Origin of the sequence: Ewingella americana, from assembly GCF_006438725.1 — a bacterium.
In the GTDB taxonomy this organism is placed as follows: Bacteria; Pseudomonadota; Gammaproteobacteria; order Enterobacterales; family Enterobacteriaceae; genus Ewingella; species Ewingella americana_A.
Genome location: NZ_RCZD01000011.1, coordinates 72,268 through 93,632, shown reverse-complemented (window position 1 = coordinate 93,632; position 21,365 = coordinate 72,268). Strand labels below are relative to the sequence as shown.

The following is a 21,365-nucleotide window of genomic DNA, read 5'->3' as shown; positions in this document are numbered from 1 at the left end:
TTAAAAAGTGCGCCGTTTTTTTTAATTCATTTTGCTACTTGCCGTCAGGCCATACCCGCAGGCCGTTTTCGACAATCGCCAGCATCTCCTGCTCCGTCGCCCCCTCTTTGGCTTTGATCGACATGCCGTTTAATAGCGTGCCGAAAAAGCTGGCGAGACCCGAGGCATCAGCCGTGGCGGGGACATCACCGTCTTTTATCCCCTGCTCAATACGTGCTTTCAGCACACATTCAGACTGATGACGCGCCGCATTCACCGCCTTTTGCACCGGCGAAGAGACCGGGCATGAATTCACCGTCGAAACCACCAGCATACAACCCAGAGGGGTTTGCGGATCGACAAACGAGCGGGCCGCTTCATGCAGAATGCGACTGACAGCGGCTTTGGCGGTCTCTTCTTTGCAGGCTGCTTGCTGATAACTGCCGGGGCCGTGGTTATAGCGCTCAATCGCCTGTAAAAACAGTCCCTCTTTATCACCAAATGCGCTGTAAATACTGGGCGGCGTGACCTGCATCTCGGCCAGCAGCTCGGCCATGGAGGTGGTTTCATAGCCCTGCGACCAGAACAGGCGCATGGCCCGTTCCAGTACAGTATCGCGGTCAAAAGAGCGCGGCCGGCCGCGCGCTTTGGAGGTGGAAGGTTTATCTGTTTTCATGACAACCGATTCTAAGAGATGCGGCTTATTGCAGCAAGCCGCTCACTGTTACTCCAGCGGAACAACCCGCGTGACGGACTGCGGGCGGGTGAGGAAAATCGTCACCACCGCCAGCAATGCCAGACTTCCGCCAAGCACGAAGGAACTGCTGGTGCCCTGAGTATCTGCCAGGATGCCGCCGAAGAAAGCGCCGCTGGCCAGGGCAATCTGGAAAATAAAGACCGTCAGCGCAGAAGCCGCTTCAAACATAGACGGGGCCGCCTGATATAACCAGATATTCAGACAGACCGGCAGTGCACCGAAGGCCAGCCCCCACAGAACCACCAGCGACGATGCCGTAACCGTACTGGCGCTGAGTTGTGATGCCGCAAACACCGCCACGCCGAGTAATAACATATTGACTAAAAACGTTCGTTTCACGCCAAACTCACGCACAGTAACTTCGGTAAGGAACGTACCAATCAGCCCGGCAGCGCCATAGGCCATCAGCAATAATGATAAGTCAGAAGGGGCAAGGCGCACCTGAAAACGTAACCATGGCTCAAGGTAGGTATAAGCCGAGAAGTGAGCCGAAGCCATAAACAGCGCAATGATTAAGCCATAACGTACTCCGGGGATTTTCGCCACGCTGAACAGAGTCCGTGCGTTCATAGACTGGTTGGCTGGCAACGAAGGTAACGTCGCCCATTGCAGCACAAATACGGCCACCGCCAGTCCGGTATTGAGGGTGAAAGCCATCCGCCAGCCATAGAGCTCACCAATAAAGGCGCCAGCGGGCACCCCGGCCACGGTACCAATCGCCACACCGGCGCTGATAAGCGAGATAGCCCGTGCGCCCTGCGCATCGGAGACCAGGCGTCGCCCGGCCGGAATGGCAAACGACCAAAACCCACCCACTGCCACGCCGAGAATAATGCGTCCGATCAGCAAAACACTGAACGAAGGTGCCAGCATGGCGGCCGCATTGGAGAAAATCAGCAGCCCCGAGAGCGTCAGCAGCAACGTACGGCGGTTCAGTTGGCGGGAAAACAGGATAAGCAGGATGGCCGAGAGAGCGGCCACCACACCGGGCAGCATAACGGCCAGACCAGCCTGCCCTTCGGTGACATTTAACGAACGGGCGATGGGCGTCAGCAAACCGATGGGCAGGAATTCGGTATTGATCAGCACAAAGGTGCCGCAGGCCAATGAAAACACTCCCAGCCAGCGCTGGAAAGAGGAAGTGTGCGGCTGGGCGTCAAGCGATGGGCACTCAGTCATGATGGTTGTCCTGATATTTTTATAAGTGAATGGAGCAGGTGTAATGTGGCTATAAAACGTGATTGCGCTCACGCCGTCAACCAATTTCGTAGTGATCGTTACGATATTATTTAGACGCATTTTAGCTAAACCAGAAGTAGCCTGACCTGCGACTGTTTTTGCCTGTCAGGCAGGTACAGAGAGCATTTGCGGCTAAGACAAAATGCCAATACTGGCAAGATGCACGAACAGGAAATCATTCCACGTATAAGTATGTTGTAACTAAAAAACAATAATGGACGGTAAATAATTTAATTAAATTCGGAAGAGTTTGCGGACAACAACAGCATCAATATCAACGACGTCTCTTTTGACAACAATGTTGAAGGCGATGGCATCAAAGTCAGCGCGGGCATGGAATACAAACTGCGCAAGAACTTCGGTGCCTACGTGGCGGGAAGCAACACCAGTAAAAGCAGCGACACAGGCACCGACAGCCCGTGGAGCGTGAGCACCGGGGTCACTTACACCTGGTGAAAGAGAACCCATTGTGACATCGGTTTAGAAACAACAAGGCGCATCCTCAGGGTGCGCCTTTTTTCATTGGCCAGTGCCGTGAGCGCGTTCACTGGACTTTTTTATACGTCGCACATATTCTGCCGCCGCTGATCGAATGAATTTCCGATATCTCACTGTTTTTGATGTAGAGATCACAGTCGCCACGAAAGCGCTGATCAATGGCTATCTGTAAGGAGTTGATGCTATGAAAAAGAAGGAATTTATTGCCCAGGATTTACTGAGCAAAATCTATCAGCGCAGCGCCCTGCCCGAAGATCAGCGTCCGCAGAAGTTACCGCCGGAACGCCAGCTGGCACTGGAGTATGGCGCGTCACGCTTTACCGTGCGCAAGGCGCTGGAGAAGCTGGTGGATATCGGCGCGGTGCGCATCGTGCAGGGTTCGGGGATCTTTATTAACCCTGGAATCAGCCGTAATCCGCTGGTCTATAACTCGATCACCGAGAAGAAATTCGCGCAGATCAGTTTTCGTATGTTGAATCTGCACAAGCGCCGCCCGGATCAGGAGGAACAACAGATCTTCGGTCTGACCGGGGAGGATTTTATCTGGGCGTTTTGCCGCCTGCGGGCGGTGAATCAGCGGCTGGTGCAAATTGAGCAGGCCAGAATGCCGTTTCGCGATTTTACCGACCTGAATCAGAAAGTGATTGAAAGCTCGATCCAGCAGTACGTGCTCGGCAAGGGCTACCGTATTTCACACTCCCTCACCCACTATGATGCGGTGAATGTGACTAAGGCGCAGGCGGAACTGCTCGGCTGTAAAAAAGGCGTGGCCGCCATGCACATTCTCAACCGTGGAATGTTGCACGACGGCCGGGTTTACGCCTTCAGCGATATCATCGACATCGACTACTCCTGCACCTACGTCATCCCGTTCAATCAGGACAATCTGGCCTTTCGCCAGACCTGATTTCGTTAAGGGGTATGAATCGCCCCATTCGGCAATCGGCTTTGCGTCCACTCATGCGGCCGGTAGACCACCGGAAACTCTGCTGCCGCCCCGGCATCAAAGCCAACGCCAATACCGGCTTTCTCAATCGGATAGAAATAGCCACCTTCTGGCGCGACGGAATCCGGGAAAACGCGCTGCGTGTTTTGCGGATAGGCCACGAACTCCTGGATAGCCGCATTGTGCAGATGAATATTCAGATGCGTATTCACCGCCGCGCCGATGGGCGTCATGTCCGGCGGGCAGTGCCAGGCCAGACGCACACCAAAACTCTGACAGAAAGTCCCCAGTTTCAGCGCCGGCGTAATGCCGCCAATCTGCGACACGTGGCAGCGGATGAAATCAATGCGGCGGTTGATGATCAGATCCTTCCACTCGGCCGGATTGTTAAATAGCTCACCGGTCGCCAGCGGTACGGCGGTCTGGTTGCGGATCTGCTCCAGCCATTCGTTCTGCTGCGGCGGCAGAATATCTTCGATAAAATAGGGCCGGTACACTTCAACCTGCTTGGCGAACTGCAACGCCTGTTGCGGGAACAGCCGCTCATGAACGTCGTGCAGAATGTGGAAACGGTTGCCGTACTTTTCACGCAGCGCTTTGAACATCGCCAGCGTGTTGTCCATGTACTGATCCTGATCGTAATAGGCCCCTTCGGTCGGCGAGCGGGTGCAGTGGAAATCTTCGGCATTGCCGCCGTAAAAGCCCAGCTGGCAGCGGATATGGCGGTAACCCTGCGCCAGCAATGTGTCTACCTCGGCATATAAACCTTCCAGCGTGTCGCTGGCCGCGTGGCTGTAGGCAGTGATCGCGTCTTTGGATTTCCCGCCAAACAGCTGGTAGAGCGGCATATCCGCCAGTTGGCCTTTGATGTCCCACAGCGCCATATCAATGCCGGCCACCGCGTTATTCATCACCGGTCCGTTACGCCAGTAGGCGTTGACCGTCATCATCTGCCATAAATCTTCAATATGGTTGGCGTCGCGGCCGATCAGCAGTGGCTTCAGGTACTCATCCACCATCACTTTTACCGCCAGTGGCCGTTGCTGGAACGTCGCACAACCGTAGCCGGTAACGCCTTTGTCAGTTTCAATGGTGACCACCACCAGATTATGGCGATCGGGACGGGTTATCTGGCAGTCGATATTTTTAATGATCGTCGGTTGCATAAAATTTTCCTTAAGCGCCTGCATTAACCGCAATAAATATTGAATATTCGCAGGTATAAAATAATGAAAAATAATTCGATGGCATCGATTTCACCCTATTTCCATGCGCGTTGTAAACCTTAAAATTTAATGATTTTCAGTGGTTCACTTTCACAAACATAAAGGCAACAAAAACCAGACCAATTGAGTTGAGATGGCATAAACAGGGCTTTATAGCTGCGGTTATGTGATGAGTATCATGTTTTATTGGTTTGTTTTTTAAGGTTTTGACCTTTAGTATTCAACGCTATTCATCTGATAATAATATGCGTTTGGCTCAGAGGTTTTTATGGCAAAAACAGAATCCATGCAGGCGATTATTCAGCTTGTCGGCGGACCCGAAAATATTAATAAAGTCTGGCACTGTATGACGCGTTTGCGTTTCGATTTAATTGATGAAAATAAAGTCGCGTGGCAGGAAATAAAAAACCTGCCAGGTGTATTGGGTGCGCAGAGTCAAAGCGGCCAGGTACAAATCATCATCGGGCCGAAAGTGAATGAATGGTATCAGGTAATTATCGATAATCTGTCACCGGTCACCGTTACTGCCACGGACACGTCCCGCCCCCGCAAAGGGCTAATTTCGCTGTTTATGGACACTGTTTCCGGCGTTTTTGGCCCCATCGTCCCCGCCATCGCTGGCGCCGGGATGATCAAAGGCCTGCTGGCCGGGCTTATCGCGCTAAAGATTATCTCCGCGAAAAGTGACACGGTGATGGTGATTGATCTGATTGCCAGCGGCGTGTTCTATTTCCTGCCGTTTTTCCTGGCGGTCTCAGCCGCGAAGATCTTCAAAACTAACGAATATCTGGCTGCCGCCGTGGCCGCCTGTCTGATGTACCCGACGCTGATTGACGCGGCCAAAGCCCTGGCTACCCATACGCCGGGTGCTGCCAGCGCCATCTACTTTATGGATGTGATCCCCGTTTCGGTCTTTAACTATTCGGCCAGCGTGATCCCGGTGATTTTCTCGGTGCTGGCGCTCAGTTATATTCACCGCTGGGTGGATAAGATCATGCCGGACGTGCTGAAAACCGTATTTACGCCGACGCTGACGCTTTTCATCGCCGCACTGGTGTCGCTGTCGGTGATTGGCCCCGCCGGGATTTACCTCGGCAAGCTGCTGGCGTTCTTTATTCAGGGGATGTTTGATATTTCGTCGGTGTTCGCAGGTTTTGTGGTCGGGGCCATCCGCCCTGTAGCGATTCTCACCGGCATGCACCACGCCATGACGCCGATCGCCTTGCAGAACTTTACCGATCAAGGCTGGGACATGCTGATGCCCATGATGTTCATGGCTAACATGGCGATTGCCGGTTCCACCTTTGCTATCTACTTCCACGTCAAAACCCGTGAAGAGAAAACGCTGGTGCTGTCGGCGGCGGTCTCCGGCCTGCTCGGTATCACCGAACCGGCGCTGTTCGGCGTGCTGACCCGCTACAAGAAAGCCTTCATCGCCACCACCATCAGCAGCTCCATTGCGTCGGCTTTTATCGCCTTCTTCGGCGTGCGGCTGTACGGCTATATTTTGTCGAGCATCTTCAGTCTGCCCGCTTATATCGGCCCCTACTTTATCTACATCCTGATGGGCGTCACCCTTGCGCTGGTCCTCTCCTTTACGCTCACCTGGATGCTGGTAGTTCGGGGTGATAGAATCACAGAATCACCAAATCCTAAGATTATTGCATCTCAGGATTCACACTAAGTGGCAGGCCACGCGATGACCAGTTTCGCCGACATCGCGTAGCAGGGGAATTTCGCCCCGGCAGCGCTCCGTTGCCTGCGGGCAGCGGGTGTGAAAACGGCAACCGGTTGGCGGTTTTGACGGGTCAGGGATTTCACCCCGCGCCATCGCGACAGGTCCGCTGTCCGGGTCGAGCGTTGGCACTGCCGCCAGCAGAGCCTGGGTGTAAGGATGCAACGGCTGGCGGAACAGGGTATCGCGGTCAGCGGTTTCCACAATCTGCCCGAGGTACATCACCACCACGTCATCGCAAAGGTGTTCTACCACGCCAAGGTCGTGGGAGATAAACAGAAACGTCACGCCGTGGTCATCACGCAGGTCAGAGAACAGGTTGATGATTTGCGCCTGAATCGACACATCAAGCGCTGAAATAGGTTCATCTGCAATGATAAAATCCGGCTGTAGAATCAGCGCCCGCGCGATACCAATCCGCTGGCGCTGCCCCCCGGAAAACTCGTGCGGGAAGCGGTTGTAGTGCTGCGGCGACAACCCGCAGATTTTCATCACCTCTTCAACTTTGCCGCGCAGTTCTGTCGCAGAACAGAGCTTGTGAGCCAGCATCGCTTCGCCGATAGAGCCCCCAATGCGCATACGCGGGTTGAGCGAACTGTAAGGGTCCTGAAACACCAGCTGCATTTTCGGGCGCAGCGCGGTCATCTGTTTAGGTCTGAGCGACTGTAAATCCACACCGCGGAATTTCACGCTGCCTGCGGTTTTTTCATACAGACCCAGCAGGGTTCTGCCCACCGTGGTTTTCCCACTGCCCGACTCCCCCACCAGACCGAAAATCGATCCTTTGCGGATATTGAAACTGACGCCGTCCACCGCGCGCAGCTGACCGGTTTCCTGCCCGAACAGGCCATCGCGGAACGGAAAATGCTTTTTGAGGCCTTCGACCTCGACTAAGTATTCTGTATTCATCGTTGTAACCCTGCCTCAGGAACCGCCGTCAGCCCGCTGTAAAAACAGGCGGCCTGTCGACGCTGGCCGGTAAGCGGCGGAATGCCCTGACGGCAACGGTCAGTGGCTTTGACGCAGCGGTCAGTAAATGCACAATACGGCGGCAAGGCGGCGAGATCCGGCACCTGCCCCGGAATGGAGTAGAGACGCCGACGACGCTCTCCCGGCACCGGGCGCGACGCAATCAGCCCCTGCGTGTAAGGGTGCAGCGGGTGACGCAGCACATCGGCCACCGGCCCCTGCTCCACCACTTTCCCGGCGTACATCACCACCACGTGATCCGCCATCTGGGCTATCACGCCCAAATCGTGGGTGATGAGCATCAGCGCCATCTGCTGGCGCTCTGCCTGTTCACGTAACAGCGTGAGGATCTGCGCCTGCACCGTGACGTCCAGTGCAGTGGTCGGCTCATCGGCAATCAGTAATTTTGGTTTACAACTCAGCGCCATGGCGATCATCACCCGCTGCAACATGCCGCCGGAAAGCTGATGCGGGTAGCTGTTCATCAGGCTGTCAGCGCGCGCCAGCCCGACTTCCGTCAGTAATGCCATGCCCTTCTGCCACGCCGTTTTCGGTGCATCGCCAAGGTGGCGGATCAGCGGCTCAACCAGTTGTTCGCCAATGGTCAGCACCGGGTTGAGCGCACTCATCGGTTCCTGAAAGATCATCGCCAGCTGGTTGCCGCGTAAATCCGCCATTTGCGACGGGCGCAGGGTCAGCAGGTTCTGTCCGTCGAACAGGATCTCCCCGCCGTCGATATGCGCTGACTGTGGCGGGAGCAAGCCCATCAAGGACATAGCGGTAACGCTTTTTCCGCAGCCGGATTCACCGACAATGCCCACCGTCTGGCCGGGCATCACGTCAAAAGTGACGTCCTGCACCGCGCGCACCCGGCCCTGATCGCTGGCAAACGACAGCGACAGGCGGTTAAATCTCACTAAAGGTTGAGTCATAGCGTCAGCCTCGCTTCATTTTTGGGTCGAGGGCATCGCGCAGACCGTCGCCCAGCACGTTAATCGCCACCACGGTGAGGAAGATGGCGATACCCGGTGGCATCCACAACCACGGGCGGCGCTGAAAGTCGATCAGGCTGTTGGCGGCGTCCATCATGTTGCCCCAGGATGCCATTGGCGGCACCACGCCCAGACCCAGATAGCTGAGGGCGGATTCGCTGAGAATGGCATTGGCCACGGCCATAGTGGCCATGACCACCAAAATCGGCACCGTATTGGGCAGCAGATGACCGAAAATCCTGCGGCGGGCGGATAACCCCAGCACCTGCGTCGCCAGCATAAAGTCGCGTTCGCGCAGGGAGAGAATCTGCCCGCGCACCAGACGCGCCAGCTTCGGCCACTCCAGCAGGCTCAGCATCACAATCACCATGTAAACCCGCGAGTCCGGCGAGAAATCCAGCTCGGCCAGCATCGCGCCCATCACGATCAGCAGCGGCAAACTGGGAATAGTCATCATCAGATCAGCAAAACGCATGATTAGCCGGTCGGTTAATCCGCCGGCATAGCCTGAGAGTGCGCCAAGCAGATAGCCGAGCGTCACGGACAACAGCATGGTCAGCAGGCCGATGATGAGCGAGATGCGCCCCGCCAGCAGTAAGCGGGTGTAGATATCGCGGCCAATAAAGTCAGTGCCCAGCCAGTGCTGCGCGCTGGGGGCTTTGTTGATCATCAGTGCGTCAGTCGCTTCATCGCGCCATGGCGAAAACATCGGGCCGAAAATGCACCATAGCGCCATGGCCCCTAACAGGATCAGGCAGAACATCGCCAGACGGTTGCGGCGCAGCGACTTCCAGGCCTGATGTAACGGCGATGGTGTCACCTGTGCCAGCACCGGTATTTGCGCTTTGCGCAGGCGGCGTTGGGTGGAAAACAGAGAACTCAGCATCAGGACCTCACCCGGATCCGTGGATCCGCCCAGGCATAGAGCACGTCGGCAATCAAATTGCCCAGAATGGTCAGCACCGCCAGAAACAGCGTAAAACCCATCAGCACCGGGTAGTCGCGCGCGGCCAGTGAATCGATATGGATATGACCGGCACCCGGCCAGTTAAAGACTTTTTCAGTGATCAGCGCCCCGGAAAACAGCCCTGGCAGCTCGAACCCTAACAGGGTGATGATCGGCAACAGCGCATTACGCAGCGCATGTTTGAGGATAACCGTGCGTTCACGCAGGCCCTTGGCGCGCGCGGTGCGGATGAAGTCCATACGCACGACGTCCAGCATACTGGCGCGGAAGTAACGCGTCAGGCTGCCTGCCTGTAACATCACCAGCGCCAGCACCGGCAGGATCAGATGCGCGCCAACCTGCATCACCCAGGCCCAGCCCGTGGCGTCACTGCCGGTATTGGTCATGCCGCCTACCGGCAACCAGTGCAGATCCACCGCAAACCACTTGATCAGTAGCAGACACAGGAAGAAGGTTGGGAAGGACATGGCGGCAAAGATCACCACGCTGACGCCGTGGTCAAACAGTGAATAGGGTTTCATGGCCGAAACAATACCGACCGCCAGCGCGATGCCCCAGTAAAGGATCATGGCAATCACCGCCAGCAGGAATGAGTTCCAGATGTACTGATTGAGCAACTGGCTGACCGGGATTTGGTATTGCAGCGAAAACCCCAGATCGCCGCGTAATAACTGGCCAAGCCAATGCAGATAGCGGCTAAGCAGCGGCTGATCCAGACCATACAGCGCTTTAAGCTCAGCGGCGCGTTGAGCCGTCAGGGTAACGTTGCCGTCAATAAAATCGCCGGGTGTCAGGGCAAACAGCATGAAGATCAACAGCGAGGCCAGAAATAGCATCGGGATTGTTTGCAGCAGTCGCCGCAGGATAAAATTTCTCATGACTTTCTCATCACCGCTGGCGGAAAACTTCCCGGCAGCGGCTTGGTTACTGATGACTTAATAAGACTTCGGGACACTGTTATTTAACGATTTTGACATCCGGCAGGCTGCCGGTCAGGCCGTTATAGATATCCGGTTTGAAACCGGTCACACGAGCGCTGCTGGCAGAGAGAATTTTACGGTTAGCCAGCAGGATCACTGGCGGATCATTGGCCAGCACCTGATACAGCTGGTGGTAGATCGGCTTACGTTTTTCGATATCCAGCTCGGCGTTGCCCTGATTGATCAGCTTATCAACCTGCAGATTGCTGTAGCCGCCACGGGTTGCCGCTTCGGTGCTGTAGAAATCCCATACGCCATCGTGCGGGTCGTTAAGGGTACTGGTGCTGAAGGAAGCCAGGTCATAATTACCAGATTTACGTTGTGACATCAGCGCGTTGAAGTCCACACCTGCGGTTTCAGCAGCACGCCAATCTGGCGGTAGTTCTCTTTGGCAATGGGGATTAACGCGTCGTTCAGCACTTTTTTGCTGACCAGCAGTGTCAGTTCCAGACGTTTACCGTCTTTCTCACGAATGCCGTCAGCACCCACTTTCCAGCCCGCTTCGTCGAGCAGTTTCTTCGCCTGTGCCGCATCGTATTTATATGGGTTAACGCCCTCAGCATTGTAAGCCCAGGAAATTGGCGCGATAGGTTCATTGGCTACGGAGCCGTAGCCCTGATAGACCACGTCAATCAGCTTCTGGCGATCCAGACCGTAGATCAGCGCCTGACGGACTTTCACATCCTGCAGGGCCGGACGTCTGAAGTTGAATTCAATTTCGCTGTAATCGCTCGATCCGTACAGATTGATGTTGGCGAAGCCGAGCAGTTTCAGCTGTTCAATATCATCCGGGCGCGAGGTAAAGGCGTCGTAATCTGTTTCGCCGGTCTGGAATAGCTGGAAGTTGGTGGACGGGTTGGTCACGCGATAGATAAAGCGCGGCGTTGGTGGCACACCTTTGTAGTAGTTCGGGTTGGCGTGGAAGCGGATCTCCTGGCCGGGAATGTATTTGTCATAGATATAGGGCCCGTTACCCAGCGGTTTTCCATGCAGCGTGCGTAAGGTGTCGAGGTTGCCGCGGCTGTAGCCTTTGCCGTAGTAAGCTTTCGACAACACCGGCCCGCCGATTTTTTGCAATGTGGTGGCGCCCTCTTCGCGGGTGGTCACCTGCAGGGTTTGCGGATCCAACACTTTCAGGCCACTGACACTGTCGGCTTTTCCGGCCTTATAGTCGTCACCGCCCACAATGTGCGCCAGCGAAATATCGGTATCACCGTCATATTTCGGGTCATAAAGCACAGTCAGCGTGAAAGCAACGTCCTCGGCAGTGAGTGGAGATCCGTCACTGAATTTCAGGCCCGCCCGCAGTTTGATGGTGTAGGTTTTTCCATCCGGGCTGATGGTCCAACTTTCGGCCAGGCCGGGAACGGATTCGCCGTGACTGTCCCAGTCTATCAGTCGGGCAAAGATCACATTGGTGACGTTTTCATCCCAACCATTGACGAAGAAATACGGGTTGAAAATTCCCTGCGGTTCGGAGATACCAGCGACCACAGTGTCTTTACGCAAGAGAGCCGATGCCGGGATCTGGCTGGCATCCGTCGCGGGGGTGACTCCCTCTTTGAGCAGCTCGTCAGCCATGCTGCCGGAAGAGAATAAAATCGATCCGCACAAAAGCGCGATCTTCAGCGGCGTAAAGGGTGATAACCCGCAGGTATTAGGATTTTGCAGTGACTTTGCCAAAAGACGTTCCTCATCAAGGGATTTGCAGGATATTTTACAAAACGTGACAAAGAGTAAGGTTGCGTTTTCGGCTTGTCTAACAACGAAAAATTATGGCTTATAGCTAATTTGTACTGGCAACTCGCTGGATAAGATGACGACCGTGGCAGGTTATGCTTTAGTGTGAAGGAAGTTGCAGCATCCATTTTCTCGTCATCAAGGAGCGGGTCATGATGATCTACAACGTATTCGGACGCCTGCTTGGCGTGAAGAAAGTTGGCGGGCAGTGGCAGGTACTCAACGTTACGCTACCGGAAAGAAAGTTTTCACTAAACCATCAGGTGGTGATCCCAGACTTTATCGAAGAACATGAGATCGCGACCTATCTGGGCGATATATTTCATGAGGCCGCCACGGAGAAACACCCTGATGTACTAAAGGTGGAATGATTTCCTGCTCTCACCCAGTAAGTGCTCACTAACTTTTGTGGCCCGTAAAAACAGTGATCTAGTCTCCCCTGCCAGGGAGAACATGCTTGTTTTTAGGGGGTTACGAAATGGAATGACGAGGAGTGGCCGATAAGTGCCCCGCCATAGCAGACTACTTGGCGCTGCCTTTTTTACTGCGGGCGCTGACTTCCGCCAAAACCTCTTTCTGTTTGTTCTTATCCCCGATCACCTTATACCAGCCCGCCAACTTACGCAGGTCAAGCAGCGCGGCCTTATCATCCACGTCATAAGCGGCTAATTTGATTCGGTAATCTTCAAAGATAACGATACAGCGGCGTGCCCAGTCCCCTTCAAGTTGAGAACCAGCCACTGCACGCGGGCGACGCGGTAAACGTGGACGCAAAGGCTTGCTGGCCTCAGGCGCTGACTCATCAACGTAGGCAAATTTGACGGATACCACGGTTCTGCCCTGCTTTACCGGCTCCCACACGACGGAGATGTCCGTATTGGCGTTAATGCGGTTTATGGTGGGCTCCAACAGCTTCTGACGGAAGTCTCGGTAATCTTCATACTTCCCCGCCAGCCCGGCCTTTTCGCGCATCCAGTTGAGATCCAGCGTCACTTCAATGGCCTTCCCGCTGCGCCGGCCATAGAGATTCTTGGCTTTAATCAGCCAGCCATACAGACGCACGGAGAATGGCGTATCAAGCTTGGCGATGTTCGCGAAATTCAATTTGGTGAAAGATTCTTTTAATTCATAGAGATAAGGAGCCACATCCTGACCAAACCGTAATACCACAGCGCTGTGGTCGTCGCTGCTTACGTACTCAAGGCGGGAAAACCAAGAGAGCTGTACTGTGCGAATCTTGCCGGTTTTGGTGTCAGGCTTGTAGATGGTTACCGGCTTTTTCATCAGGCTTTCAGCGGCCTCTCGCAGCTGCCTGTGGCTGCTGGTGGGGTTCACACCGTAGATCCGCTGATAATCCTGAGGGAAAAGTCGATAGAGGGTGTCAGGCTGGGGTTTCCGGCTGTCAATTTGCGCTAATGCCAAATTGAGTAACCGCATCTCATCCAGCGTGACGCTATACGCGCCTTCAAGGAGGTCGTTTCCCTGAACAACGGTCAGTTTGTTGAGTTCCATGTCGCAGGATCCATAGGTGGAATGTAGATAAATTATTCCACATATAAATTAGTGGCGTAAAGTAAAAATAATCACTATTTACTGCCTTTAAATCATATAGTTATGATGGTTACTCAAGAACACGATCAGGAAAAAACTCCACATAAGATTTTTCATCCACGTTATCTGGCCAGGATCCTCTTCTCATCAAGCCCGTCATTCAACAGGAAAAAACTCCACATAATGTATTTATATGTTCCCGCTTTGGCTGCAGGAGATCAACTAACCTATTCCCTCTCCTTTTTTGCTTTTTTCAGGAAATCTTTCCACATATAGCCTTTAAACCGAAGGATCCTGTTTTGTGATCGACCTCTCAAACCGTTTTTACGCTATCTCCTTAGGGTAAGCCTTCACTTAAAGGGGCCATTAGCAGGAAATCTCTCCACATAACCGTCCAGGATGCAGGAAAAGTTTCCACATAAGACGCTACGCACGGCATACAGGTAATCTGTCCACATAAGAGTAAAATACAGGAAATCTTTCCACATATGCGCAGCCGGAGCCGCTAAAACAGAGGGATGCCGGTGAACAGGTTGAGTTCGAACAGGAAATAACTCCACATTGAATACCGGTAATGGGATCAGATAATCTTTCCACATATAAAAATGTGACAGCGTCACAACACCAGTAAGTGGATGATTTAGAGGTAAACGTAAGCCAATCCTGTACTCGGCAGAGATCTCTTCCAGAACATGAAAAACCTCCACATGGTATTTTCATTTACGCGGACAGGAAATCTTTCCACTTAAGTACCGCAAACTAATCTTTTTAGTAATCTGAGTCGTGTGACGCTGTCACAGGAAATGTCTCCACATTAGGTCGACATAAGAAAAGCACCACAGGAAATCTTTCCACCTTTGATTGCCAGAAGGCCCTTCCTGCGTCACATATTCGCATTACCGTGTTAAGTAACAGACTATCTGCTAGATTCTGGAAGGCACTGGCAATTGCCGCTAAAGTTATCAACAGAAAATTCTTCCACATAGATAAGTTTATGATCGGCCAGGATTTTATCCACAGGAAAAAACTCTACATTGATCAGGAAAAGGATCCACATTCAACAGGAATGATCTCCACACAGGACAGGAAATGACTCCACGATAGGACGCGCAACAGTATGAAATATAAGGGTTAAAAGCAGTGCTAAAGAGAAAAGTTTAAACTTAAAAAGAAACAAATACGTTATTAGATCTTAAGATCCGAAGGGAAAAAACGGGAGATCGGGGAAATTAGCAAAGCGCTATGGATTTCAGTTGGACTGGCATGCCGGTCACTACTGTAACCGGCAATGTGATTCTGAACTTATGCTTGACCACGTTCATTGTGCACTAACCAGCCTTCTATAAGCTCAGTCAGCACATCTTTCATTTCTCTATCTTGCAGGAAGCAACTGGTCTTAAATCGCTTGTGCAGATCTTCATCGATATTGGTTTGCAGCTTTTTCACGGCTGCCGGAGGCTTTGATACTGCTTCAAGTGCGCTATTTAGCTGTCGGTGTTGGCCCAGTTTCATTTTCATTTCAGCAACTCCGTGATCTCTTTGGTCATGATTTCAATCTCGCCTTTCGCATTGCCATCTGAGGTATCAAAGACTGTCCCGCCATCCATCATGGTCCGCACATAAACCTGACGCTGAGTCGTACCTGTGCGCAATGCAGGAACACCGGTATCTGCGATGGAAGCTTTTAGTACTTCCAGCATCTTCGCGGAAGCCACCTTCTTGGTGATCAGAAAACGGGCAATGATAGGCTGAAGATTTTCGCGAGCTTCAACAACGGCCAGAATTGCGCCACATGCGGCAAAATCCAGGGGTGAAGGTGTCACAGGGATAAGCACCAGGTCGCTGACCATGACAGCAGCAGATGAAATGGCTGAAATAGCGGCAGCCCCGTCTATGACCACATAGTCATACTCTTTCAGCTGCTTTCTTACGGTATACACTTCTTTTTCCGATGCGGCTTCGGCCAGGTCGAACTGACATTTACTTTCGTCGTACCAGTTACTGATGCTTCCCTGAGGGTCTGTATCTACCATCACCACTTTATGTCCTTGTCTGGCGAGACAGGTTGCAATGTTAATGGACGTTGTGGTTTTCCCTACCCCGCCCTTCCCGTTCAGGAAGGAAATTATTTTCGCTGCCATAACAACCTCTTGGTGATGAATTATTGGATTGTATAATCCTGTAATCTTTAAATCCTAAGATGACAAGATAAATAACGCTTACAATCTTGTCATCTTAGGATTCTGTGATTCTTATATCCATGAATCTCGTGATTCTAGCTACTATAGTGCCTGCCTCTCAGGATTTCAACATCATTGGATTTAAGGATTTCAAAATCATGGGATTCCATAATCCTGAGATTTCACAACGTGCTCTTCCATAAGTAGCCCTTGCCGGATTTTTGAGTATGAATTTTATTAAGGTTAGATTGAGTCGTATAAAGATCACATGGCTCCACGATTCTGTCAGCCGTCAGGATTGAGTCTGACCAGGCGGGATGCTCGTACGAAGTCTGAATCACAATACAAAATGATTCAGGGATTCAAGGATTCAGAAATCCAGGGATTATAAAGTATCAGGATTGAATGATTATATTCACTTGTGCCTGGCAAGATACCCGGATACTGGCGTACTAAGATTCTGGGATTCCTTGATGCTTACCGTAGCGAATCTCAGAATACAGGGATTCTGTAATCCTGAGATTTTATGGTGGCAGGATTCTTACCTTCTTAGGATTACAAGGGTCAGCGAATCCTGATAGCATTACTCCTACAATCCTACAATCCTACAATCCTACAATCCTACAATCCTACGACCTCAGGACCTCAGGACCTCAGGACCTCAGGACCTCAGGACCTCAGGACCTCAGGACCTCAGGATTACATCCCATAATCATGTAATCCTGAGATTGTTTTTCAAAATCAAAAAATCATACCTCGCGAGTTATCGGTGTGGTGGAAGGTGGAAGACTTTATATTCCAGGATTATAGAATCCCGGGATGGTTATTTCCTTTACCCCGGGCTTAGCTCTGAATAAGCGTACCAGAGAAATATTTAACTATTCAGTGATTCAGTGATTCAGTGATTCTGGGATTCTTGAATTGTACTAATCTGTGAATCTGTGAATCTGTGAATCTGTGAATCTGTGAATCTGTGAATCTGTGAATCTGTGAATCTTGAGATTTTGAGATGCGAGGATATGAGCGTCCTTGTATCTTGATATCATGTGATTTCAGGATTCTGTAATTCCATGATTACCATCCTTATTTTAATTATTTTCGTTGCATAAAGTTTATCCACCACTTGCCGATAGAACTATCTTCAGGGCGATCGCATGTTGCTTTCCCACGCTACCGCCTGCCTGTAGTCCTATCGTTTTTCTGGGGGTGTTATGCGATTAACCATTCGCGCGCGACTAACGGGAATTGTTGGCCTGTTGTGCATTTTGTTAGCGGTGGCAACGGTATGGGGAATTGTTGGATTGCGTGCAGCGGATCAACGTGCAATATCCACTTACCGTACAGAACTGCTTCCGTTGCAGCATTCCTCAAAACTCTACCGTTTAGCGCAATTACAATCAGCAACGCTGTTTGAAACGTTGCGCTACTGGACTGACAGCGATGAAGTCAGCCTGCGAATGCAGCAAATTGACCATTACCGCAAACAGATTGTGGCCGAACAAAAATCTTATCAGGCTACGTTCGCTATCCCAGGCAGTGAAAAACTGCGCAATGATTTTATTAATAATCTGACGCAATACCAGACGGCGCTGACTGATGCCGGTGCGTTACTGACCTCGGGTAATCCTTCCGGGGCGCTTGTGATCATTGAAACCCGTCTGCGCACCGGAAGCCTGGCACTTCAACAGAATATTGATGGGTTGGATAACTTGATGCGTCAGCATGCTGAGCGTAACTATGCTGACAGTTCGGCAGCCTATGCCACCATGCGTAACAGCATGGCCGCTATTCTGGCTGGCGGGCTATTGATGGCATTTATTACCGGCGGGCTGTTAATCCGTTCACTGACGGCATCCATTCAACGAGCACGCCGTCTGGCAGAGTCTATTTCCGCCGGTGGCCTGAACCATCATATGGGTGCCATCCCGCACGACGAAATGGGCGAACTCATGCAGGCGCTGGCAAAAATGGATGCCCGGCTCTCATCCATCGTGCGTGACGTGGGGGAAAGTGCCGTGGCGCTGAGTTCAGCCGCAGGTCAGATGGCTGATGGCAATCATGATCTCTCTGCGCGTACACATTCTCAGGCCAGTTCGCTCGAGCAAACGGCGGCCAGCATGGAACAGATGACGGCGACGGTGAAATTTAATGCTGAAAATGCCTTACAGGCCAGTGAGCTTGCGCAAAATGTGCGTGAACAGGCTCAGCGCGGCAGTGCCGAACTCACCAATGCGGTAACGGCAATGCGCGACATCGAAGAGTCGAGCAAAAAAATTGGTGATATCAACCGGGTGATTGATGAAATTGCCTTCCAGACCAACTTACTGGCACTGAATGCGGCGGTTGAAGCGGCACGCGCCGGGGAACAGGGGAGGGGGTTTGCGGTAGTTGCATCAGAAGTGCGGCAATTAGCACAGCGTTCGGCTAAAGCGGCACAGGAAATTAAGATCTTAATTCAGGCCAGCGTCAGTAAAGTGGATGCCGGTAGCAAGCTGGTGCTTCGTTCTGGTGAAACACTCAATGAAATCAACGGTGGCATGGCGAAAATGGTGGAATACGTCGCGGATATCGCCGTTGCCAGCAGACAGCAGTCCAGCGGTATTGAGCAGGTGAATTTGGCGGTAGTACAGATGGACGGCGCAACGCAACAAAATGCCGCGCTGGTTGAGGAAGCTACCGCCGCCAGCCAGACGGTGAACGACCACGCTGCGCGATTGGTTGAGAAAATGGCCTTTTTCCACTTGCGTCCCACACCGCCCCAGCCTTCAAAGCAACGCCAGGCATCACACAATCGCCAGCCACATGCGGTCATTCTGGAGTCTGTTAATGTCTGAATTTTCGCTAATCAGGCCGTGGCTGCGCGCCTTGCCTGTCATGTTATTGGGGCTGAGCTTTACCACTCAGGCCACCACGACACTGAAAATCGCCACCATTGCCAACGGTGATATGACCATTATGCAGCAGCTTTCCGCCAGTTTTGAGAAAGCCCATCCCGATATAAAACTCGAATGGCACGTGATGGATGATGGTGAGCTGCGTAAACAGGTGCTCAGTGATATGAACAGTGGGAAGGCTAATTTCGATGTGATCACGGTTGGTACGTATGAAGCTCCGCTGTGGGGCAAGAAAGGCTGGCTGATGCCGCTGGATAATTTACCGGCGGATTACAACGTTGACGACCTGCTCAAACCCATTCGCAGTGCACTTTCCTGGCAGGATAAACTTTACGCTTTGCCGTTTTATGGTGAAAGCAGCATGACTTATTATCGCAAAGACCTGTTTGCCGCCAAACAACTGACTATGCCTGCGCAACCCAGCTGGGATGAAGTAAAAACGCTGGCGGCGGCGTTAACGGACAAACCCAACGGGGTCTACGGATTATGCCTACGCGGGCTGGCAGGGTGGGGCGATAACGTGGCCTTCCTGACCACGATGGCAAATGCCTATGGCGCTGAATGGTTTGACGCTGACTGGAAACCGCATCTGGACAGCGATGAGTGGCGTAGTGTGCTGAAAGATTACGTGTTTATGATGCAAAACTTCGGCCCTCCTGATGCGAAATCCAACAGCTTTGGTCAGAACCTGAAGCTGTTTTCGCAAGGCAAGTGTGCCATGTGGATCGACAGCACTGTGGCCGCAGGTATGGTTATTAACCCGCAGATCTCAATGGTGGCGGATAATGTCGCCTACGCTCCAGCGCCAACGGGGATCACGTCAAACGGTTCTCACTGGCTTTGGGCGTGGGCATTGGCTGTGCCGCAAAGTGCCGGGCATAAAGCTGATGCGGAAGTGTTTATCAGTTGGGCGACGTCGCAGGCGTATATAAAGGAAGTGGCGCATACGGTAGGTTGGGGCGCGATTCCACCCGGAAGCCGTTATTCGTCCTATGCCGAACCGCATTATCAAAAGTTGGCCCCCTATTCTGCACGGGTGAAAGAGGCGGTGGAGAGTGCGACACCGGAAGAACCGACGCTCTTCCCGGTGCCCTATCAGGGGGTGCAATACGTCAGTATTCCAGGCTTTGACCAGATGGGGGATGCCGTGGGGAAAAACGTTTCGGCGTTGCTGGAGGGTAAAATGACGGTCGATGAGACGTTGACGGCTAACCAACAGGCAGTAACGGCAATATACCAAGCCACCGCGAAGTAATACTCATCGCAATCAAAAGATTACAGGATTATAGAATCCTGTAATCTCAAAATCCAAGAATCTTGTGCTGTGATAAAAAGACCGGCAAAGCTGCACTCTTAATGTCGCCTTAAGTCTTTACGGTTAAGGTGCCATTAACTTCTACACCGATCGAGTTTACCATGCGCACGAAATATGCCCTCCCTCAGATTGTTCTTCACTGGCTGGTTTTCATCCTTGTGGTTTGCACCTATGCTTCGATGGAGCTGAAAGGTTTTGTGCCTAAAGGCACGCCGGGGCGCGAATACTTCAACATAGTTCATTACAGCCTGGGTTTTAGTGTTCTGGTACTGATGGTGGTTCGCCTGCTGGTAAAAGCCATGTATGTAACGCCGGCTATTATGCCACCAGAACCGAACTGGCAGCGCCTGGCCGCGAACGGCGCACACGGTCTGATTTATCTGATGTTCATCAGTTTGCCCGTACTCGGAATTTTATCGATGTACTACAGCGGTGAAGAGTGGCTGCTGTTTGGCATGAAGATGCCGGAAAGTGTCGTGCCCGATATTGCGATGCAAAAACAGCTTAAAGGGCTGCATGAGCTGATCGCCAATACCGGCTACTATCTGATTGGCCTGCACGCGGCGGCGGCACTGTTTCACCACTATATCCTGCGGGATAATGCGCTACTGCGCATGATGCCAGGGAAAGCGAAAAAGGATTCTGAGCGTTTTCCCAATCGATAAAGGTATTGCGGAGAGTACGCGGGCAATAAAGTGCCTTCTATTGCCCAACCTCACAAAAATCATGGGAACTATGGTCAATCTGTGCGCAACGGCAGAGCTAAACTTCAAAAATGCAACAGTGTTTGTTATATTATTGCCTATTGACGTTCATCGTTCTGGCATTTTCCACCGCCAGCTAACCCTAAGAACTTCGTCTCTCAGGACAATGACATGTTAGATTTTCGCTTTCCGACAGCAATGCAAATGGTACTCAGCGTCGCCGTAGCCGAGAAGGTAGGCATACGCTCCACCAGTGCGGTTCTGGCCGCCAGTCTGGAAGCTAACCCGAGTTTTATCCGCAAACTGATGGTCCCGCTGACCCGCAGTGGCATTATCGTTTCGACACTGGGCCGTACTGGTTCCATCCATCTCGGTCGTCCGGCCAACGAAATTACTTTGCGTGACATCTATACCGCCGTTATTGACGACAAACGTATTTGGGCCGCTCGCCCCGAAGTTCCGGCGCGTTGTTTGGTCAGTGCCAATGCCTGCTGGTATTTCAAATCGGTAGTGAATGAAGCGGAAGAGGCATCGTTGGAAGTTCTGGCCCGTCATACCGTGGCGGATGCGCTGGCGCAGTTCGAGTGTAACGATAAGCGCGTTTGTACCAGTGAACCGCAGGATGCGACGGTCGATAAATAACGCTGCGTCTCATTTTCTTGCATAGCCACGCCATTCAGGCATAAAAAAAGG

At 52.3% G+C, this 21,365-nt stretch carries 17 protein-coding genes and 2 pseudogenes; 8 read left to right on the top strand and 11 right to left on the bottom strand.

Annotated features, from left to right (window positions below; genetic code table 11):
• Positions 1 to 34 precede the first annotated feature (34 nt).
• Together EAH77_RS18830 and EAH77_RS18825 are read right to left on the bottom strand one after the other, a co-directional pair.
• Positions 35 to 655, bottom strand: coding sequence for a TetR/AcrR family transcriptional regulator (locus EAH77_RS18830; RefSeq protein WP_140474359.1), 621 nt, complete (start codon positions 653 to 655; stop codon positions 35 to 37).
• 48 nt (positions 656 to 703) lie between these two features.
• Entirely contained in the window at positions 704 to 1,915 is a 1,212-nt protein-coding gene (locus EAH77_RS18825; protein WP_140474358.1) for an MFS transporter, read from the bottom strand.
• 315 nt (positions 1,916 to 2,230) lie between these two features.
• Between EAH77_RS18825 and EAH77_RS18820 the strand changes: the two are divergent.
• A pseudogene (locus EAH77_RS18820) lies at positions 2,231 to 2,431 on the top strand (autotransporter outer membrane beta-barrel domain-containing protein); the annotation flags it as partial.
• 226 nt (positions 2,432 to 2,657) lie between these two features.
• Positions 2,658 to 3,380: a GntR family transcriptional regulator gene (locus EAH77_RS18815; RefSeq protein ID WP_140474356.1), complete on the top strand. Its 723-nt coding sequence runs from the start codon at positions 2,658 to 2,660 to the stop codon at positions 3,378 to 3,380.
• A 5-nt stretch (positions 3,381 to 3,385) separates the two neighbouring features.
• On the opposite strand, the gene EAH77_RS18810 is transcribed toward EAH77_RS18815, so the two are convergent.
• The gene (locus tag EAH77_RS18810) at positions 3,386 to 4,585 is read right to left on the bottom strand and encodes an enolase C-terminal domain-like protein (protein WP_140474355.1); all 1,200 of its coding nucleotides are present in this window, start codon (positions 4,583 to 4,585) and stop codon (positions 3,386 to 3,388) included.
• Positions 4,586 to 4,913: 328 nt separating this feature from the next.
• Here EAH77_RS18810 and EAH77_RS18805 point away from each other — a divergent pair, with 328 nt between their 5' ends.
• Positions 4,914 to 6,329: a PTS transporter subunit EIIC gene (locus EAH77_RS18805; RefSeq protein WP_140474354.1), complete on the top strand. Its 1,416-nt coding sequence runs from the start codon at positions 4,914 to 4,916 to the stop codon at positions 6,327 to 6,329.
• Here EAH77_RS18805 and EAH77_RS18800 read toward each other — a convergent pair.
• The 5 genes and pseudogenes from EAH77_RS18800 to EAH77_RS18780 all read right to left on the bottom strand — a co-directional run bounded on the left by EAH77_RS18800 (position 6,321) and on the right by EAH77_RS18780 (position 11,869).
• On the bottom strand, positions 6,321 to 7,289 hold the full coding sequence (locus EAH77_RS18800; protein ID WP_140474353.1) for an ABC transporter ATP-binding protein: 969 nt from the start codon (positions 7,287 to 7,289) through the stop codon (positions 6,321 to 6,323). The genes EAH77_RS18805 and EAH77_RS18800 overlap by 9 nt on opposite strands.
• Positions 7,286 to 8,281 (bottom strand): ABC transporter ATP-binding protein, encoded by a 996-nt coding sequence (locus EAH77_RS18795; RefSeq protein ID WP_140474352.1) that lies wholly within the window; start codon positions 8,279 to 8,281, stop codon positions 7,286 to 7,288. The genes EAH77_RS18800 and EAH77_RS18795 overlap by 4 nt, the downstream gene beginning before the upstream one ends.
• Positions 8,282 to 8,285: 4 nt before the next feature.
• Positions 8,286 to 9,227 (bottom strand): oligopeptide ABC transporter permease, encoded by a 942-nt coding sequence (gene opp4C / locus EAH77_RS18790; protein WP_161985828.1) that lies wholly within the window; start codon positions 9,225 to 9,227, stop codon positions 8,286 to 8,288.
• Positions 9,227 to 10,186, bottom strand: a complete 960-nt coding sequence (locus tag EAH77_RS18785; protein WP_140474350.1) for an ABC transporter permease — start codon at positions 10,184 to 10,186, stop codon at positions 9,227 to 9,229. Before EAH77_RS18785 ends, opp4C begins: the two co-directional genes overlap by 1 nt.
• A 79-nt stretch (positions 10,187 to 10,265) precedes the next feature.
• Positions 10,266 to 11,869: pseudogene (locus tag EAH77_RS18780) on the bottom strand (ABC transporter substrate-binding protein).
• 311 nt (positions 11,870 to 12,180) lie between these two features.
• Between EAH77_RS18780 and EAH77_RS18775 the strand changes: the two are divergent.
• Positions 12,181 to 12,399: a DUF7661 family protein gene (locus tag EAH77_RS18775; protein ID WP_140474349.1), complete on the top strand. Its 219-nt coding sequence runs from the start codon at positions 12,181 to 12,183 to the stop codon at positions 12,397 to 12,399.
• Positions 12,400 to 12,550: 151 nt separating this feature from the next.
• Here the strand turns inward: EAH77_RS18775 and EAH77_RS18770 are convergent, their stop codons facing one another.
• From EAH77_RS18770 to parA, 3 genes are all read right to left on the bottom strand, one after another.
• Positions 12,551 to 13,540, bottom strand: coding sequence for a replication initiation protein (locus EAH77_RS18770; protein WP_140474348.1), 990 nt, complete (start codon positions 13,538 to 13,540; stop codon positions 12,551 to 12,553).
• A 1,341-nt stretch (positions 13,541 to 14,881) separates the two neighbouring features.
• A complete protein-coding gene (locus tag EAH77_RS18765) occupies positions 14,882 to 15,097 on the bottom strand; it encodes a plasmid partition protein ParG (RefSeq protein ID WP_140474347.1) in 216 nt (71 codons plus the stop codon).
• Positions 15,094 to 15,720, bottom strand: a complete 627-nt coding sequence (gene parA / locus EAH77_RS18760) for a ParA family partition ATPase (RefSeq protein ID WP_140474346.1) — start codon at positions 15,718 to 15,720, stop codon at positions 15,094 to 15,096. Before parA ends, EAH77_RS18765 begins: the two co-directional genes overlap by 4 nt.
• Positions 15,721 to 16,970: 1,250 nt before the next feature.
• Between parA and EAH77_RS18755 the strand changes: the two genes are divergently transcribed.
• The 4 genes from EAH77_RS18755 to EAH77_RS18740 all read left to right on the top strand — a co-directional run bounded on the left by EAH77_RS18755 (position 16,971) and on the right by EAH77_RS18740 (position 21,314).
• Positions 16,971 to 18,593: a methyl-accepting chemotaxis protein gene (locus tag EAH77_RS18755; RefSeq protein WP_140474345.1), complete on the top strand. Its 1,623-nt coding sequence runs from the start codon at positions 16,971 to 16,973 to the stop codon at positions 18,591 to 18,593.
• Positions 18,586 to 19,908 carry an ABC transporter substrate-binding protein gene (locus tag EAH77_RS18750; RefSeq protein WP_241673492.1) on the top strand — a complete coding sequence of 441 codons (1,323 nt, stop codon included), beginning with the start codon at positions 18,586 to 18,588 and terminating at the stop codon, positions 19,906 to 19,908. Before EAH77_RS18755 ends, EAH77_RS18750 begins: the two co-directional genes overlap by 8 nt.
• A gap of 161 nt (positions 19,909 to 20,069) precedes the next feature.
• A complete protein-coding gene (cybB, locus tag EAH77_RS18745; RefSeq protein ID WP_140474344.1) occupies positions 20,070 to 20,633 on the top strand; it encodes a cytochrome b561 in 564 nt (187 codons plus the stop codon).
• A gap of 210 nt (positions 20,634 to 20,843) precedes the next feature.
• Positions 20,844 to 21,314 (top strand): RrF2 family transcriptional regulator, encoded by a 471-nt coding sequence (locus EAH77_RS18740; RefSeq protein ID WP_140474343.1) that lies wholly within the window; start codon positions 20,844 to 20,846, stop codon positions 21,312 to 21,314.
• Positions 21,315 to 21,365 lie beyond the last annotated feature (51 nt).

What these genes read in the sequence shown, in the direction of transcription:
- EAH77_RS18785 (WP_140474350.1), bottom strand. Translation starts at nt 10,186, where the DNA reads ATGAGAAATTTTATCCTGCGGCGACTGCTGCAAACAATCCCGATGCTA.
- EAH77_RS18830 (WP_140474359.1), bottom strand. Translation starts at nt 655, where the DNA reads ATGAAAACAGATAAACCTTCCACCTCCAAAGCGCGCGGCCGGCCGCGC.
- EAH77_RS18770 (WP_140474348.1), bottom strand. Translation starts at nt 13,540, where the DNA reads ATGGAACTCAACAAACTGACCGTTGTTCAGGGAAACGACCTCCTTGAA.
- opp4C (WP_161985828.1), bottom strand. Translation starts at nt 9,227, where the DNA reads ATGCTGAGTTCTCTGTTTTCCACCCAACGCCGCCTGCGCAAAGCGCAA.
- EAH77_RS18800 (WP_140474353.1), bottom strand. Translation starts at nt 7,289, where the DNA reads ATGAATACAGAATACTTAGTCGAGGTCGAAGGCCTCAAAAAGCATTTT.
- EAH77_RS18795 (WP_140474352.1), bottom strand. Translation starts at nt 8,281, where the DNA reads ATGACTCAACCTTTAGTGAGATTTAACCGCCTGTCGCTGTCGTTTGCC.
- parA (WP_140474346.1), bottom strand. Translation starts at nt 15,720, where the DNA reads ATGGCAGCGAAAATAATTTCCTTCCTGAACGGGAAGGGCGGGGTAGGG.
- EAH77_RS18775 (WP_140474349.1), top strand. Translation starts at nt 12,181, where the DNA reads ATGATGATCTACAACGTATTCGGACGCCTGCTTGGCGTGAAGAAAGTT.
- EAH77_RS18825 (WP_140474358.1), bottom strand. Translation starts at nt 1,915, where the DNA reads ATGACTGAGTGCCCATCGCTTGACGCCCAGCCGCACACTTCCTCTTTC.
- cybB (WP_140474344.1), top strand. Translation starts at nt 20,070, where the DNA reads ATGCGCACGAAATATGCCCTCCCTCAGATTGTTCTTCACTGGCTGGTT.
- EAH77_RS18755 (WP_140474345.1), top strand. Translation starts at nt 16,971, where the DNA reads ATGCGATTAACCATTCGCGCGCGACTAACGGGAATTGTTGGCCTGTTG.
- EAH77_RS18740 (WP_140474343.1), top strand. Translation starts at nt 20,844, where the DNA reads ATGTTAGATTTTCGCTTTCCGACAGCAATGCAAATGGTACTCAGCGTC.
- EAH77_RS18810 (WP_140474355.1), bottom strand. Translation starts at nt 4,585, where the DNA reads ATGCAACCGACGATCATTAAAAATATCGACTGCCAGATAACCCGTCCC.
- EAH77_RS18815 (WP_140474356.1), top strand. Translation starts at nt 2,658, where the DNA reads ATGAAAAAGAAGGAATTTATTGCCCAGGATTTACTGAGCAAAATCTAT.
- EAH77_RS18765 (WP_140474347.1), bottom strand. Translation starts at nt 15,097, where the DNA reads ATGAAAATGAAACTGGGCCAACACCGACAGCTAAATAGCGCACTTGAA.
- EAH77_RS18750 (WP_241673492.1), top strand. Translation starts at nt 18,586, where the DNA reads ATGTCTGAATTTTCGCTAATCAGGCCGTGGCTGCGCGCCTTGCCTGTC.
- EAH77_RS18805 (WP_140474354.1), top strand. Translation starts at nt 4,914, where the DNA reads ATGGCAAAAACAGAATCCATGCAGGCGATTATTCAGCTTGTCGGCGGA.